This is a genomic window from Rhizobium sp. SEMIA 4085 (assembly GCF_013004495.1).
Taxonomy (GTDB): Bacteria; Pseudomonadota; Alphaproteobacteria; order Rhizobiales; family Rhizobiaceae; genus Rhizobium; species Rhizobium gallicum.
Genome location: NZ_JABEPH010000112.1, coordinates 1 through 15,694, shown reverse-complemented (window position 1 = coordinate 15,694; position 15,694 = coordinate 1). Strand labels below are relative to the sequence as shown.

Annotated in this window: 15 protein-coding genes; all 15 read right to left on the bottom strand. The window is 59.9% G+C overall.

The window, feature by feature from the left end; genetic code table 11:
• On the bottom strand, nt 1-1,570 hold a 1,570-nt coding region (locus C9413_RS13630), incomplete at its 3' end, for a putative PEP-binding protein (RefSeq protein ID WP_170250549.1).
• The gene (locus tag C9413_RS13625; protein WP_040115402.1) at nt 1,554-1,898 is read right to left on the bottom strand and encodes an HPr family phosphocarrier protein; all 345 of its coding nucleotides are present in this window, start codon (nt 1,896-1,898) and stop codon (nt 1,554-1,556) included. The genes C9413_RS13625 and C9413_RS13630, both read right to left, overlap by 17 nt.
• Nucleotides 1,898-2,299, bottom strand: coding sequence for a dihydroxyacetone kinase phosphoryl donor subunit DhaM (gene dhaM, locus C9413_RS13620; protein ID WP_170250548.1), 402 nt, complete (start codon nt 2,297-2,299; stop codon nt 1,898-1,900). The genes C9413_RS13625 and dhaM overlap by 1 nt, the downstream gene beginning before the upstream one ends.
• A complete protein-coding gene (gene dhaL, locus C9413_RS13615; protein ID WP_040115404.1) occupies nt 2,296-2,910 on the bottom strand; it encodes a dihydroxyacetone kinase subunit DhaL in 615 nt (204 codons plus the stop codon). Before dhaL ends, dhaM begins: the two co-directional genes overlap by 4 nt.
• A 28-nt stretch (nt 2,911-2,938) precedes the next feature.
• A complete protein-coding gene (locus tag C9413_RS13610) occupies nt 2,939-4,594 on the bottom strand; it encodes a dihydroxyacetone kinase subunit DhaK (RefSeq protein WP_040115405.1) in 1,656 nt (551 codons plus the stop codon).
• A 53-nt stretch (nt 4,595-4,647) separates the two neighbouring features.
• Nucleotides 4,648-5,655, bottom strand: a complete 1,008-nt coding sequence (locus C9413_RS13605; RefSeq protein WP_040115406.1) for an ABC transporter ATP-binding protein — start codon at nt 5,653-5,655, stop codon at nt 4,648-4,650.
• A complete protein-coding gene (locus tag C9413_RS13600; RefSeq protein WP_170250547.1) occupies nt 5,648-6,745 on the bottom strand; it encodes an ABC transporter ATP-binding protein in 1,098 nt (365 codons plus the stop codon). Before C9413_RS13600 ends, C9413_RS13605 begins: the two co-directional genes overlap by 8 nt.
• Before the next feature lie 3 nt (nt 6,746-6,748).
• Nucleotides 6,749-6,961 carry a hypothetical protein gene (locus tag C9413_RS13595; protein WP_040115408.1) on the bottom strand — a complete coding sequence of 71 codons (213 nt, stop codon included), beginning with the start codon at nt 6,959-6,961 and terminating at the stop codon, nt 6,749-6,751.
• Entirely contained in the window at nt 6,958-7,911 is a 954-nt protein-coding gene (locus C9413_RS13590) for a carbohydrate ABC transporter permease (RefSeq protein ID WP_040115409.1), read from the bottom strand. Before C9413_RS13590 ends, C9413_RS13595 begins: the two co-directional genes overlap by 4 nt.
• Nucleotides 7,908-8,873: a sugar ABC transporter permease gene (locus C9413_RS13585; protein WP_170250546.1), complete on the bottom strand. Its 966-nt coding sequence runs from the start codon at nt 8,871-8,873 to the stop codon at nt 7,908-7,910. Before C9413_RS13585 ends, C9413_RS13590 begins: the two co-directional genes overlap by 4 nt.
• Before the next feature lie 98 nt (nt 8,874-8,971).
• Nucleotides 8,972-10,297, bottom strand: a complete 1,326-nt coding sequence (locus C9413_RS13580; RefSeq protein WP_040115411.1) for an ABC transporter substrate-binding protein — start codon at nt 10,295-10,297, stop codon at nt 8,972-8,974.
• 253 nt (nt 10,298-10,550) lie between these two features.
• Nucleotides 10,551-11,663 carry an ABC transporter permease gene (locus C9413_RS13575; protein ID WP_040115412.1) on the bottom strand — a complete coding sequence of 371 codons (1,113 nt, stop codon included), beginning with the start codon at nt 11,661-11,663 and terminating at the stop codon, nt 10,551-10,553.
• Nucleotide 11,664: 1 nt separating this feature from the next.
• A complete protein-coding gene (locus C9413_RS13570; RefSeq protein WP_170250550.1) occupies nt 11,665-12,789 on the bottom strand; it encodes an ABC transporter permease in 1,125 nt (374 codons plus the stop codon).
• Nucleotides 12,790-12,809: 20 nt separating this feature from the next.
• Nucleotides 12,810-14,552, bottom strand: a complete 1,743-nt coding sequence (locus C9413_RS13565; protein ID WP_040115413.1) for an ATP-binding cassette domain-containing protein — start codon at nt 14,550-14,552, stop codon at nt 12,810-12,812.
• On the bottom strand, nt 14,549-15,559 hold the full coding sequence (hlyD, locus tag C9413_RS13560) for a secretion protein HlyD (RefSeq protein ID WP_040115414.1): 1,011 nt from the start codon (nt 15,557-15,559) through the stop codon (nt 14,549-14,551). The genes C9413_RS13565 and hlyD overlap by 4 nt, the downstream gene beginning before the upstream one ends.
• Nucleotides 15,560-15,694 lie beyond the last annotated feature (135 nt).

Sequence of the window (15,694 nt, the reverse complement as noted above, 5' to 3'; positions counted from 1 at the left end):
CGACGACAGGGGCACCTATCGCGGGAAGCTGCAGGGGAGCCACGGAAAAGGGCCGCACGCCGATCGCAATCAATCCCGCAAGCCATAGCGGAGCGCCCGCGATGTCTCCGCAGATGCTAACAGGTTTGCCGCCCTTTGCCGCAAGGCGCATCGCTCCTTCAAGGAAACGAAACAGCGCGGGTATGGTCGCGCGATGAACGACCGTCGAGTTGGCGCCGTCGCGAGACGAAGCAGCGAGATGCTGTGTGAGGTCATTGGTTCCGAACGAAAAGAAATCTGCGGTTTCAAAGGTGTCCAGCATCACTGCAGCGGCCGGCACTTCCACCATCATGCCGATCGCAGGGATGGGGTGAGGTATGCCGCGTGTGGCGAGCCGCACGGCTTCCTCATGAAATATGCTCCGCATCTCGTTGATCTCTGACGGAAAGGTCACCATTGGCAGCATCACGCGAAGATCGCCGTGGACTGCGGCACGCAGCAGGGCGCGTGCCTGCACGCGAGCAATTTCTGGGTGTGCGAGCAGGAGCCTGATGCCCCGAAGATCCGTTGTCGGTCCGGCAGGCGGTACACCGAGCCCGGCAAGCGGCTTGTCGCCGCCGATATCCAGCATGCGGACAATCACCGGCTTGCCAGCCGCCCATTTCAGGAGGCGACGATAGATGACAATCTGCTTCTCTTCGCTCGCCGCATCCGCGACCGACGAGACTGCAAATTCCGATCGCATCAATCCAATGCCTGCCGTCGTCACCGGCTCAACTGAGTCCAGTTCGGCCGGGTCGTTAACATTGATCGACAGCAGGATTCGCGTTCCATCGGCCGTGCGTACCTCACCGTTGTCACAAGGACTGGCATGCGTGAACGTGGAAATCGATTGCGGGGAAGCCGATTCAACGCGTGCACCGTCGGCATGGACGGCGACTGCACCGCTGTCCGCATCGACCCGAATATAATCGCCTTCCGAAACGGCGAAACGCCCAGCGTTGACGACCATAGGGATCGATTTCGCCCGTGCGAGCAGCGCGACGTGGCCGATGGCACTGCCATTGAAGAGCGCGATGCCTCCGCCCCCCGACCAATCATGTGCCAGGAAGCGGCTCGGCTCCATATCCCTGCCAACGAAGATCGAGCCGGCCGGAAAGTCCGCGATGGGCGTTCCGGTCAATGCGCATAGCACACGGTTCTTGATGTCCAGGATATCGACGGCGCGCGCCCGTACCTGCTCTTCGTCTGCCGTTTCCAATTCGCCGATGTAGTCGTCAAGCGTACCTGCCCATGCGAAGACGATATTTTCTCCGGCATTCATACGCGCTTCAGCCGTCTCCGCTATCGTCGGGTCGCGAAGAACCTCGATCTGGAAATCGATGATGTCCCGGCTTTCGGCGTCCGACCTCCCGGCAAGGGCTTCAAGTTCGTCGACCGATGTTTCGATGGCGTCCATGAGCGCCTGATATCCTGAAGCGGACTGCGGTCGAGACGAGAGGGCGGCATCAGGCAGTTCCCCAAGGTGCACCGGTCCGTAGGCGACGCCGGAAGAAGCGCTCGTTGCTTTCAGGCTATCCCGTTCGGCCATGGTTCTTGTCCTCGTCGAAATTGCGTTCGACGAGTTCCTTCAATGCCTTGATTGCCTCTTCCGCCAGAATGCCGTCAGCTCTTATGCGTAGAACCGATCCCTTGCGGATTCTGGCACTCATGATCTTGATAATGCTCTTGCCGTTCAGCCAGACATCGCTGCCGTTCACGGCGACTTCGATCGAACATGGGAACGACTTTGCTAGCCGGGTGAATGTCACGGCCGGGCGCGCGTGCAGTCCAACGACATGCTTGACCTCCACCTCCGTCTGGCAGCTGACATGCAATCGCGTGGCCTCCGTGGTCTCTATTCGCAATTCACTGCTCATCAGGGTGAGAGCTCCTCGGCCGTGGCGACGACTTTTGCAAGCGCCGCACCGCCGGAGGCCTCTGCCGCCGCGATGACGGCGCCTTCTACCAAAGGGGCGTTGCAGATCGCAACGAGCGCCGACCGCGGCGCGCCGAGCATTTCGATCGCCATCTCGCTGTTCGTTTCCGCCCCGCCGAGATCGACGAAGACGGCGACGCCTGCATCCGACCAGGCCGCCTCGATTGCCCGCAGGATGCCGCCAGCATCGGTGCCGAGCTCGCCGCGAACATTGCCTCCGGACCAGGCGAGCGGCACGCAATCACCCACCATCTGCCGCACCATGTCGGCAATACCTCGCGCGACCAGCGGCGAGTGGGAGACGATTACGATTCCGACGTTTGCGGCATTTCCAGTCGTCATCCCCGATGGTTCTCCCCGAAATAATGGCAGATGGCCGTGGTCAAAAGCGCGCAGCTTGACGCACCCGGGTCGACATGACCGATCGAACGATCGCCGAGATAAGACGCGCGGCCGCGCATGGCCTTCATGGCGGCGGTCAGATTGGCGGAGAGCTCGGCGCGCCGCGCGACATCGATCAGCGTCGAAGATTGGGCAAGCGCATCCTGTACCGGATAGAGCACGTCGAGCAGCGTCTTGTCGCCTGCATGCGAACGTCCGCGCCTTGCAACCGCATCGATCGCCTTTTTCAGCACGATCGGAAACTCTTCAGTCCCGTCCCGTGCGCGCAGCTCCCGGCCGATTTCCATCAGCAGTGTCCCGTAAAGAGGACCCGCAGCGCCGCCGACATTCATCACCAAAGTCATTCCTATCTTCTCCACGGCATCCGGCAAGGGGAGGTTGGAAAGGGCAGCCCCTTGCGCGCTCACCGCCTCGCATCCGCGCCGCATGTTGCTGCCGTGGTCTCCATCGCCGATCGCGCAATCAAGCGCGCAAAGATGATCTGTGTTCGCCGTGATGACCGCCCGGCAAGCTTCGATCAGTCCCAAAACAAGCACTGGTTCTGCCTGCACCTCATATCCTCCCAACGGCGGCGCGTTTTTACGCCATGCTTGTCGCTGCAATGGCTGCCGCGACCTCGAATGCGCCCGCGACCGCCACCGCACCAGGATCGGGCACTCCTTCCAGATCCTTCTCTCCGACATACGAGGCACGTCCGGCCTTTGCCTTCTTCATTGCCTTCGTCGACTCTGCACCTGCCACAGCCGCCTTCGCCGCCGCCGCGACGCTGCCGGAGGTGAGGGCTGCGAGCGCCGGGGCCAGCGCATCGACCATCGTGCGGTCACCGATCCCGGCTCCACCATAAAACGTCATCCGATCGAGCCCGGCAAGAAGAGCCGCGGCGATATCGGATTTTTCCGCCATGGCCTTGGCTGCGGCGGTAAAGAAGATCGACAGCAGAACGCCGCTCGAGCCCCCCATGCTGATACTCAGAATGTCGCCGACCGAAGCCAGGGTGGCGGCGGGCTCCTTGAGCGGCAAAGTGTCGATGCGGGCAAGCACGCTGCGAGCGCCGGTTGCCACCGTGGAGCCAGTGTCTCCGTCGCCGACGCGGCCGTCCAAACGGTTGAGCTCGCTTTCGAGCGAGACCAGGTGCTCGCAGAGTGCTGTTATCAGGCGACGGCTCTGGCCGTGGTCGCTGGCCGCGGCTGTTCCACTCGGATTGGCGCCTGTTTGGGGAGCCGCAATGGCCTTGATCCCATGATGTTCGACTGCAGGTACCCAGGCATGGGGTTCGACCGGCGCCATCAAAGCCGCCTCGCGGGCGCCATCCAACCGGATCAGGGAAAGCGAGAAACCGTTCATGTTGAGCGCCGTCATCATTGGCGCCGGCCCGATAATCAATTTGATGCGGCGCCCAAGGGAGCAAGACAGGACGGTATTGGCGATCACGCCCATTTCGAGGGGCGGAACGGCGCCAAGATTGTTGATGAGCAGGGCATGGCTTCGCGAGTCGTCCACCTTTGCGGCAAGCCGCTCAGTCATAGTGGCAACGATATCGGCGACCGATTGGAGCGCGATACGTTCGGCGCCTGGTTCCCCATGGATACCAAGGCCAAGTTCGCCTTCGTTCGCGCCAAGGCGATCTTCGTGCGACTGGCCGGGTACGCTGCAGGTCGATAGCGACATCCCGAGCGAAACGATATCGGTTGCTGTGGATGTAGCGTGTGCGGCGACCGTCTTCAGATCCGTTCCGATCTCGGCATAATATCCGGCAATCTTGTGAACGAACAGGGTGCCGGCGACGCCGCGCGGTTGGTTGATATGCGGGATCGCGATGTCGTCCGCAACAATGACCATCTCGACGTCGAAACCTTCGGCGCGGGCCTTCTCGGCCGCGAGGCCGAAATTCAAGCGGTCGCCGGTGTAATTCTTGACGATCAACAGGGCTCCCTTGGGTCCGGTAACGGCGCGGATCGCCGTCAGAACCGCGTCGACGCTTGGCGAAGCAAAGATCTCGCCGGATACCGCTGCCGTCAGCATGCCCTTGCCGACGAACCCGGCGTGCGAAGGCTCATGTCCCGCACCGCCGCCTGAAATGATTGCCACTTTTGAATGGTCCCAGTCCGCGCGCAATATCACCTTGATTTCGGGGAATGTGTCCAGACGGGCAAGGCGGCCCGGGCCGCTTGTGAGCAGTAGGCCGTCCAGAGCTTCTGTGACGATGTCTTTCCGGCGATTGAAGAAATGTTTCATTGATTGAGACCCGTCTGTTTTTTGCATGCCTGTTTTGGTTCAGTTTCTTCGGTTCAAGCGAGCCGCTGTCCGCTTGCGTCGAAATAGAGCGGGTCGCGGAGCGTAAGATTGATCCTGTCGCCCGGTTTGATTGAGAGATATGGATCCGCAAGCGTGACGAGCTTGTGATCACGAACACGGATATGCAGGTGGTTCTGGTCGCCCAGGTGCTCGATCCAGTCGACCTCCGCATTTGCATCCTTGCCGACGACGATGTCGAGATGCTCAGTGCGTGCGCCGATTGTTTTCGTACCCTTGGGAGGACTTCCGCCAGGAAGTAGATCGGCGGGCAGCAGGTTGATATGCGGTTGTCCGAGACGGGCAGCGACATGAAGGTTGGCGGGATTGCCGTAGATTTCCCGAGGCGTGCCCACCTGCAGTAGCCTGCCTTCCGCGACAATGCCGATGCGATCCGCCATCGTCATGGCCTCCACCTGATCGTGGGTCACATAGAGCAGGGTCGAGCCCAGTTCCTTCTGGATGCGCTTGAGTTCCAGCCGAAGTTCCGCCCGAAGCTTGGCGTCGAGAGACGAAAGCGGTTCGTCCATGAGGTAGATCGCGGGTTCGCGCACCAGCGCTCGGCCGATTGCGACGCGCTGCATCTCTCCGCCGGAGAGACGGGTCGAGCGGTTATCCAACTTATGATCGATCCTCACCATCTGCGCAATCTCGCGGACGCGCCGATCGATCTCGTCGTTGCTCAACATTCGAACCGGCGCCCTAAGAGGAAATGCAAGGTTTTCGTAAACCGTCATGTGCGGATAAAGCGAATATTGCTGGAACACGAAAGCCACGTCGCGCTCGGCCGGGGATTGGCCAGCGACGTTGCGCCCGCCGATCTCGATACGGCCGCCGTCGGGCCGTTCTAGGCCGGCGATCAGGCGAAGCGTCGTCGTCTTGCCGGCCCCAGTCGGCCCCAGCAGCACGACGAATTCGCCATCGCGGATCGCAAGATCGAGGTTGCTGAGCGCCTGCGTGTCGCCGAAACGCATGTTGAGGTCTTTGAGAACGACATCAGCCATGCCGGACCTCCGAATAGAGCGATGAAGCGACCGCACGGCCCGACTGGCAGTCGAAGAGCGCAAGTTCGGCAGGGTTGAATTCGAGACCGACCGTTTCGCCGGTGCGGAAGTTACGGTTTGCCGGAACCCGGGCTTTGATCAATCCGCTGCGGGTTTCGATCGCCACGATCTGATTTGTTCCAAGATACTCGCTGCCATAGACGGCGCCGCGCAGGGCGGAGGCATCGCTGACGCGGATGTGCTCCGGCCGCACGCCAAGCGCCAGCTCGCCTACCCTCAAGTCCTGGTGAATCTCGGGAACGGCGACATCGACGCCATCAAGAGAGATGGATCGGTCTCCCTTCTGAAGGCCGGAGGTGAAGCGCATGAAATTCATCGGCGGTGAGCCGATGAAGGCCGCGTCATACATGGTCGCAGGCTTGCTGTAGATTTCCTGCGGCGTTCCGAACTGCTCTATGACGCCATGGTTCATGACGGCGATCTTGTCGGCCATCGCCATCGCCTCATGCTGATCGTGCGTGACGTAGACCGTCGTCGCATGGATGCGGTTGTGCAATTCGCGCAGCTCATGAACCATGACCTCGCGGAACTCCGCATCGAGCGTACCGAGCGGTTCATCCATCAGGAAGCATTTCGGGCGCCGCACGATGGCGCGGCCGAGCGCCACGCGCTGCCGGTCGCCACCGGCAAGCCCGGAGACGGACCTCTCGAGAATATGGTCGATCTGTAGGAGGCGGGCGGTCTCCTGGACGCGTTCACGTATTCTCGCCTTCGGCATCCCTTGAGACAGCAACGGAAAGCCGATATTCTTGCGCACATTCATGTGCGGATAGAGCGCAAAGAGCTGGAAGACAAAGGCAATGTCGCGGGCGCTGGCGCGATTGAAGGTGACGTCCTCGCCGTCGAGGTAGATCTTGCCGCTGGTCGGCAGTTCGAGGCCGGCGATCATGCGAAGGGTGGTCGTCTTGCCGCAGCCGGATGGCCCGAGCAGGGCGAGAAACTCGCCGTCATCGACGACGAAGCTCGAGCCTTCGACGGCAGCGAAGCTGCCGAACTGTTTGCGGACATTTTCTATCTTGATCTCCGCCATGGTTCACTCCGCAAATTTCGAGACGATGATGAACATCGCTGTTCCGGTAAGCAGTGTGACCAGCGAGTAGGTGTAGAGCACCAGCAGGAAGGGTTGGAACAGCATCAGGAAACCTGCTGCAATTACCACCGTTGCAATGTTCTCCATCGGACCGCGTCGCAGGAAAAAAGACCGCTTCGGACGGTCAGGGCGGGGCGTTTCTATCATGTGCGTCATTTGCGGACCGCTCCGAAGGTGATGCCGCGCAGCAGCTGCTTGCGCAGGAGAATGGTGAAGACCAGGATCGGAATCAGGAAGATGGTGGTACCCGCTGCAACAGCCGGCCAGTCCTGCCCTCCTTCGCCGATGATTGTCGGGATGAATGGCGGTGCGGTCTGCGCGCTGCCCGATGTCAGAAGTGCGGCGAAGGCATATTCGTTCCAGGCGAAGATCAGGCAGAAGATGGCGGTGGCGGCGATGCCGGTCGTTGCCTGCGGCAGCACGACCTTCCGGAAGGCCTGCAGCCGGGTGTAGCCGTCGATCATCGCGGCCTCCTCGTATTCACGCGGGATCTCGTCGATGAAGCCTTTGAGCAGCCAGACAGCGAGCGACACATTGACCGCCGTGTAAAGCAGGATCATCCCCAATGCCGTGTCGGACAGCCCAAGTTCCCGGTACATCAGGTAGATCGGGATCGCGACGGCGATCGGCGGCATCATGCGCGTCGACAGGATGAAGAACAAAAGATCGTCGGCGAGCGGCACCCGGAAGCGCGAGAAGCCGTAGGCGGCCATCGTACCGAGCAAGACGGCGAGAAAAGTAGATCCGAACGCGATCACCAGGGAATTGATGAAGCGCGGCAAGAAATTCGAGGGGCCGGCGATCACCATGTTGCGCTTGCGGGTTACCTCATCGCAGGTGCCTGTCGGCTCTGGCAAGGAAGCAATGTATTCAGGCGTCTGCCGCGTTCTCGTGGTCAGAAGATTGCAATAGCCTTCAAGCGACGGTGTGAAGACGATCTTCGGCGGATAGCTGATGGAATCAGGCGGCGACTTGATGCTGGTCAGGAAAATCCAGACCAGCGGTACTAGAGTGATCAGCGCGTAGAGGATCACGATCGCGCCGGCGATCCGTTTGCTGGTGAAGCTCGGCTCAACGACCGAATGGGCGGAGTTCGCAGAGCTCATCGTTGTTTTACCTTGTTAAGAGCCTTGACGTAGATGTTGGCGAGACCGAACACCGCGACAAAGAGAACGATAGCAAAGGCGGAGGCGCGGCCGGTAGCCCAGCTCTCGAAGGCCGCGCGCTTCAGCGTGATCGAGGCGACCTCTGTAACCGAGCCAGGCCCGCCGCCGGTCAAAAGCGTTACCATGTCGAACATCTTGAAGTTCTCGATCCCGCGAAAGAGGATGGCGAGCATGATGAAAGGCAGCGCCATCGGCACCGTGATCGACCAGAATTGGCGCCATGCCGAGGCACGGTCGACCTCCGCGGCCTCGTAGATGTAGTCCGGGATCGAGCGCAGGCCGGCGAGGCAGATCAGCATCACATAGGGCGTCCACATCCAGGTATCGACGATGATGATCGCCCAAGGCGCAAGCGAAACGTCGCCGAGCATCCGGATATCCGACGTCGGAATGCCACTGAGCCAGGAGACCGCATAGGCGAAAAGGCCGATCTGCGGTTCGTAGAGAAAACGCCAGAAATTGCCGACAACAGCCGGAGACAGCATCATCGGAATCAGTATGATCGTCGTCCAGAAGGCATGGCCGCGAAATTTGCGATCGATCAGGTAGGCGAGTGTGAAGCCGATAACGGTTTGCAGGACGATCGTCCAGAAGACGAAATGCGCTGTCGTCTGCATCGCCTGCCAGACGTCCGGATCGGTTAAGACGCGCTCGTAATTTCTCAAACCCACCCCTTCGACAGCGGCATTCGGCCGGTTGGCACGATAGTTCGTGAAGGAAAGATAGATTGCCCAGATGAGCGGAAAAATGTTGATCGCGAGCAACAGGACGATGGCGGGAGCGATGAACAGCCATGCTATCGCTCGATCGGACAGGCCGCGCACCCGCCGGACCACGGAATTCGGCGTCATCTTTGCAGTCGCATCGGCTGCCTTCTCGACGATGGAATTGGAAATGTTCAAGATGTCACCTGGTCTCTGCGTATGTGAGACATCATGCGGCCCGGCTCCTTTGCCGATCCGGGCCCTCCAGACAAGAATTCCGCGTGTCCAGCCAGACACTAGATCTTGCCGTCGTCCTCGAACACTTGGGTCCAATCCTTCACCAAGCCGTCGAGAGCTTCCTGAGCGGTCCCATTGCCGGCGACCACATAATTATGAACCCGCTTCTGCATGGCTTGGAGAAGGGACGCGTAGCTCGGTTCGGCCCAGAAATCCTTGACGATCGCCATGGAGTCCAGAAACGCCTGAGCGTAAGGCTGGCTGCCGGCGAAGCCGGGCGCGTTGACGACGGAATTCAAGCAGGAGAAGCCGCCGAGCTCCCACCACTTGGCCTGCACATCAGGTTGTGCGAACCACTTGATGTACTGCAGCGCGCCGTCCTTCTTGTCGGAATAGGAGACAACCGAGATACCTTGTCCGCCGAGTTGGGCAAAGTGCGCCTTCTCGGCAGGATTCGGGAAGAAGCCGATGCGATCGCCGCCGACTTTCTCGTCTTTGTAAAGGCCGGGCCAGGTAAAGGCGAAATTCATCTGCATGGCGACCTGGCCGGATTTGAAGGCATCCGCGGATTCGACCATGTAGACGTTTGAACTGCCCGGCGGCGTGCAGCAATCATACAGGGACTTGTAGAATTCAAGGCCCTTTACCGCGTCGGGCGAATTGACGAAGCCTTCCATCTCGTAGGGCTTCTTGGGGTTGTCATATTGGAAGCCCCAATCATAGAGGACATTGGTCGCGCCCATGGTGATGCCCTCCGAGCCGCGCTCGGTATAGATCGAAGCGCCGTAAACGGTCTTTCCGTCGATCTCGCGCTTCTGGAAGAATTCGGCAATCTGCTTCAGTTGATCATAGGTCTTCGGCGCAGCGAGATCCCAGCCATATTTCTCTTTGAATTCCTTTTTGAGTTCCGGACGCTCGAACCAGTCTTTGCGGTAGGTCCAGCCGACGACGTCGCCCATGGCCGGAAGCGCCCAGTAGTTCGGGGTATTCTTCGGCCACTCGGAGTAACCGACAACTGTTGCCGGCACGAAGTCATCCATCTTGATGCCTTCCTTGTCGAAAAAGTCGTTGAGCTTGACGTAGTGTCCATTCTCCGCTGATCCGCCGATCCATTGGCTGTCGCCGATAATCAGGTCGCAGAGCTTGCCGTGAGAGTTGAGTTCATTGAGAAAGCGGTCGGCATAGCTCGTCCATGGGACAAACTCGAACTTCATCGTCGTGCCGGTCTTGGCCGAGAAGTCCTTTGACAGTTCCACGAGCGCGTTGGCTGGGTCCCAGGCGGCCCAGCAGAGTGTCAGTTCATCGGCTTTTGCAAGATTGGGCAGTGCCGACGAGAGCATGAGCGCCGAGGCCAACCCGAGAAGGGCTTTCGATTTCTTTTGCATAAGTTCCTCCCAGAACCAAAGGCCGGCTCCCACCGGCGTCGCAACTTCACCCACTTCTAAGGAATGCTCACATGAACTCCTCAATATTCATGTTTAGCAATGTGTTTAGTAAAATCCATTTTAATAAACAATGCAAGCGACAAAATCGCGGCACTGCACATGCCTTGGCGCTGCGCCGGCAGAAGGTGGTAGCCGCGATAAAGCAAGTGCCGCAGGGACAGTGTCAGGGGTTTTGGGAGACAGCTCGAAATGATCATTCGAGCCTTCTGCGAAATAGCCACGAGGCTGCGCTTAAGGTTCCGGCAGCAATCACGCAAAGCGGCCATGTCTGGTGCCACACCTCCATGACGGGAATGTCTTTGAGGAAGATGCCTTTTACAATCACCAGGAAGTAGCGCAGCGGGTTGATCAGTGTGACCGGCTGCAGCCAATCGGGCATGTTCTCGATCGGCGTTGCGAAGCCGGAAAGAAGCATAGCCGGCACCATGAACAGGAAGGCGCCGAGAATTGCCTGCTGCTGCGTCATAGACAAGGCGGAGATGAAAAGCCCCAGACCGGCGACCGATGCGAGATAGAAGAGCGAACTGCCGTAAAGAAGCAGCAGCGAACCGCGCAGCGGCACGCCGAAGATGAAGATCGCCGCTAGGATATAGACCGTCATGTGAAAGAGCCCGATTATCATCGGCGGGACAAGCTTGCCGATCAGGATCTCATGGGTGCGCAGCGGCGAGACCATCAACTGGTCGAAGGTACCGAGCTCGCGTTCGCGAGCGATCGAAAGGGCGGTGACGATAAGCCCGATGAGCAGCGCGATGCTGGCGATCAGGTTCGGCACCATGAACCATTGGAAGATCAGGTTGGGATTGAACCAGTTGCGCGGCACTGTCGTGACGGAACGGACAGCTCCTCGGACACCTGCAGGCGTCTCAGCAGATAATGTCGCGACAATCTGCATAAGGTATCCCGAAACGATCTGCGATGCATTGGAGCGCCGGCCGTCAAGGATGACCTGCAGATCGGCCGGTTCTCCCGCCTCGATCCTGCGTGAGAAATCGGCACCAATTTCGATTGCGGCGGTTACCGTCTGGCGATCGATAGCATCCCGCACGCTGGCTGGCGTGCCGGCGATGATCACCTTGCGGAATGTCGGCGAACCCTCGATGCGCCGCACGAGTTCTTGCCCCCAATAGCCGCTGTCGCGGCTGAGTAGCATCACATCGACATTTCGAACCTCGAGCGTCGCTGCATAGGAAAAGACCAGGAGCTGCACGATCGGCGGACCGATCAGGATGGTACGGCCCCTCGGATCGCGCAGTACGGCCAGCAGTTCTTTGACAATAAGCGCTTTCAGACGCGTCCACCACATCTTACGCAATCCTCTTTTTGGTGCTGCGTGCGGCAAGCAGGAAAAAGACAGAGCCGATCAGAAACATCACGAGGATCGCATGGAGGAACATCGGCCAGATATCGCCGGCCAGGAACACGGTCTGCAGGCTGGGGATCAGATAACGCGCCGGCACGATGAATGTGATCCATTGGATCACGGTCGGCATCGAATTGATCTCGAAGAGAAAACCGGACAGCAGGAAAGCGGGAAGGAAGGCCGTAATCAGTGCCAGCTGCGAGGCAAGGAACTGGTTCTTGGTGGCAGCCGAGATCAGCAGGCCCTGCCCGAGCGCCGGCATGAGGAAAACGGCGGACAGGGCATAGAGCGCCAGGACGGAACCGCGAAACGGAACGCCAAACAAAAAGACGGCAAGCAGCACGCAAAGCGTCATCGATGTGAGGCCGAGCAGGAAATAGGGGAGTATCTTGCCGGCAAGCAACTCGGCGGCCGTCACCGGCGTTGCCATCATCGCTTCCATCGTGCCCCGCTCCCATTCGCGGGCAACGACCAGCGATGTCAAAAGCGTTCCAACCAGCGTCATGACGATTGCGATCGAGCCTGGCACCAGAAATGACCGGCTGGTCAGTTCCGGATTGAACCAAAAGCGTTGCTCCACGGAAATCGGCGGGCCGTCTGCGGCAAGTTCGGACTGCTGCTGGAGCCGCCAGTTTGCCACGGCGCCCTGGACGTAGTTCTGCACGAAATTGGCGGTGTTGGGATCGGAACCGTCGACGATCACTTGGACCTGCGGCCGATTGCCTGCTGCATAATTCCGGGTGAACTCCGCCGGGATGACAATGAGGCCGCGGATGCGGGAAAGTACCAGCTCTTCTGCGAAGAGCCGTCTGTCGCGGCCGGTGGTCACGGAAAAATAGCGGGATGCCTGGAAGCTTGCGGCAAGATCATTCGTCAGCGGTGTTGTTTCTTCGATGACCAATCCCACCCGCGTCCGCGTCGTGTCCAGCGAAACGCCGTAACCAAATAGAAAGAGCAGGATGAGCGGCAGCACAAATGCAATCAGAATGCTGCTCGGATCACGAATGACCTGAAGGCATTCCTTGCGAACCAATGCTGCAAAACGGCGGGTCCGGCTGGAGCGGGACACCGGTGCGAGGGGCGGGAGCGTCATGCCGCAATCCTCTCCTGCGAGGCTTGAACAAGCGCGATGAACGCATCCTCCATCGTCGGATCGGGGTTGTCGGCATTTGAAGAACGCGCCTTCAGCTCGTCCGGCGTACCGAGTGCGATCGAACGGCCCCGATAGATCAGCGAAATGCGATCGCAATATTCCGCCTCGTCCATGAAATGCGTGGTGACGAGGACGGTGACGCCTTTTTCTACGAGCCCGTTGATATGTGTCCAGAATTCGCGGCGCGTAATCGGATCGACGCCCGAGGTGGGTTCGTCGAGAAAGAGCGCCTCAGGTTCATGCATGACGGCGCAGGCAAGCGCCAACCTCTGCTTCAGCCCGAGCGGCAGGTCCTTTGCGGACATCGCAAGACGCGATTGAAGATCGAAGATCGATGTCATCAATTGCGTGCGCTCGCGCTTGCGCTGGCCGCTCAGTCCATAGACGCCGGCAAAGAAATCGAGGTTCTGCGCGACGCTGAGATCGCCATAAAGCGAGAATTTCTGCGCCATGTAGCCGAGGCGATTGCGCGCCTGTGCCGCATCGCGGCGCAGGTCGAAGCCGGCCACCCGCCCTTCGCCGCTCGTCGGTTTCAAAAGTCCGCACAGCATCTTGAAAGTCGTTGATTTGCCCGCACCGTTCGGCCCGAGCAGCCCGAATATCTGGCCTCGCGGAATATCGAACGTAATGTCGTCGGCTGCTGTGAAGTCGCCGAAGCGTTTGGTGAGACCGTTCGCTACGATCACCGGCTTGTCGTCCTTGCCGGTCAGAGGCTGCTGCGCCTCCGCAAGCCTCGACCGACCGCCTGGCCCTCCGCCCAGCATGTCGACGAAAGCGTCTTCGAAGCGCGGTTCTGTGGGGCTAACATTTGCGTTCGTGGCTGCGGCAAACACGCCATCGTGGCCGGTCGCGGTAACCAGTCGGATCGCTTCACCCTGGATGACACCGTCGATAACGCCGTCCTCGTCGAGAAGCTTCGCAAGCAGCTGACGGCGCCGACCCGAAACTCCGGTCAACCGAAAGACACGGTCTTTGACCTGGCCCGTCAGATCCTTCGGTTCACCGGAGAAAAGCAGCTTGCCCTCATTCATCAGCAGGACGCGATCGCAGGCCTCGGCCTCGTCGAGGTAGGCCGTCGACCAGACGACGCCGATGCCTTCCGCTGTCAGATTCTCGACCATCTTCCACAGGTCGCGCCGGGAAATCGGATCGACACCCACGCCGGGCTCGTCAAGGAGCAAAAGCCGAGGTTTTTTCAAAAGCGCGCAAGCAAGGCCGAGCTTCTGCTTCATGCCGCCCGAGAGCCTTCCGGCAAGACGGCCTGTGAAGCGTTTCAGGTCCGTGAAGGTCAGAAGTTCATCGAAGGTCGCTGCTCGTTCGCTTTTTGGCAGCCCGCGAAGGTCGGCGTAGAGATCGAGATTTTCCTGGACCGACAAATCCTCATAAAGTCCGAAGCGCTGGGGCATGTAGCCGATTGAAGCTTGGATGGCAGCCGATCCGTCGCGCGGTTCGAAGCCCAGCACCTTGACCGTACCTCCTTCCGGAAGCATGAGACCGGTCATCAGGCGGATCAGTGTGGTCTTGCCTGCTCCGTCGGGTCCGACGAGCCCGGTGATCTCGCTGCCGCGGATCGAGGCCGAAATTGTATCAAGTGCAGGTTTCGCCTCGCCGAACCGCTTCGTCACGTCCTTCAGGTGAACGAGCTCGGCGGTATCACGAGGTCTTTCTGCAGCACTCATTTTTTCGCTGCCTGCAATGACGGAAGGCGAAGCGTCACCGGCATGCCCTGGCGAAGATCCGGCCCGGGTTTTTCGATGACGACGCGCAGACGATAGACGAGGTCAGTGCGAAGTTCCGGTGTCTCGACGGATTTCGGCGTGAATTCTGCAACCGGAGAAATGAAGCCGATCCTGCCGTCATAGGCCTGATCCGGTTTGGTGTCGGACGTGACCTTGACCTTCATGCCCGGATGTATCCGACCGAGTTCCGCCTCTGCGACATAGCTGCGGACCCATACAGGCTCGGTCAGCGATAGCACATAGACGGCATCGGCGGACGATACGATCGCACCGGGCTCCTTGATCCGCGACAGGATGACGCCGTCGTTGGGTGCCCGAAGCTCCGTATCGCCAAGGGATGTCCGCGCCGTTGCAAGAGTGGCTTCGGCCGATTTCAACTGCGCTGCCGCAGCTGCGATGTCTTCGGCGCGGCTGCCTTCCTTCAACAACACGAGCGCCTGATTTGCCGATTCCGCACGTGCCGCAGCCATTGCTCTTGCAGCCGTCGCCTGATCGAGGCCCGCTTGAGAAACCGTACCCTGCGGCCGCAGCTGCCGGGCGCGGTCGTAAGCGAGATTGGCGTTATTCAGGTCAGCAAGGCTTTCGTTGTAAGATGCGCTTGCCTGCGCAATCTCTGCGGGCCGCGGACCGGCCCTGAGCTTGTCGAGTGTGGCACGCAGCGCGGCGACGCTTGCTTCCGCCGAACGGACCGCATAGTCGTAAGGTTCGGTGTCCAGCCGCGCCAGAATAGCACCGCGCTTGACGGTATCGCCCTCATCGACGCGTGCCTCTTCGAGCCGGCCACTTACCCGGAAAGCGAGCGAAACTTGGCGGATATCGACATTTCCGTAGAGTGTAAACTCCTTTGCGCCTTGCGGGGCCCAGCCGAGCCTCGACGGCACGTCGTACCACCAGCCGGCCGCGGCTGCGCCGGCGAGAAGGATCGCAGCCGGAATGATCTTGTTCATTCTGTTTCTCCTTTCGCCGGTTCGAGCAGCGCGACAAGGTTGCGCGCGTGGGCCTGCAGTGTTGCGATCTGCTCTTTGCCGATAAAATCCCATTCCATCTGCGCGAGCACTGCGGCGTGCGCCATGCGGAAGACC

Coding starts and splice junctions, on each gene's coding strand:
- C9413_RS13625 (WP_040115402.1), bottom strand. CDS start 1,898: ATGAGCAGTGAATTGCGAATAGAGACCACGGAGGCCACGCGATTGCAT.
- dhaM (WP_170250548.1), bottom strand. CDS start 2,299: ATGACGACTGGAAATGCCGCAAACGTCGGAATCGTAATCGTCTCCCAC.
- C9413_RS13610 (WP_040115405.1), bottom strand. CDS start 4,594: ATGAAACATTTCTTCAATCGCCGGAAAGACATCGTCACAGAAGCTCTG.
- C9413_RS13605 (WP_040115406.1), bottom strand. CDS start 5,655: ATGGCTGATGTCGTTCTCAAAGACCTCAACATGCGTTTCGGCGACACG.
- C9413_RS13600 (WP_170250547.1), bottom strand. CDS start 6,745: ATGGCGGAGATCAAGATAGAAAATGTCCGCAAACAGTTCGGCAGCTTC.
- C9413_RS13595 (WP_040115408.1), bottom strand. CDS start 6,961: ATGACGCACATGATAGAAACGCCCCGCCCTGACCGTCCGAAGCGGTCT.
- C9413_RS13590 (WP_040115409.1), bottom strand. CDS start 7,911: ATGAGCTCTGCGAACTCCGCCCATTCGGTCGTTGAGCCGAGCTTCACC.
- C9413_RS13580 (WP_040115411.1), bottom strand. CDS start 10,297: ATGCAAAAGAAATCGAAAGCCCTTCTCGGGTTGGCCTCGGCGCTCATG.
- C9413_RS13575 (WP_040115412.1), bottom strand. CDS start 11,663: ATGTGGTGGACGCGTCTGAAAGCGCTTATTGTCAAAGAACTGCTGGCC.
- C9413_RS13565 (WP_040115413.1), bottom strand. CDS start 14,552: ATGAGTGCTGCAGAAAGACCTCGTGATACCGCCGAGCTCGTTCACCTG.
- hlyD (WP_040115414.1), bottom strand. CDS start 15,559: ATGAACAAGATCATTCCGGCTGCGATCCTTCTCGCCGGCGCAGCCGCG.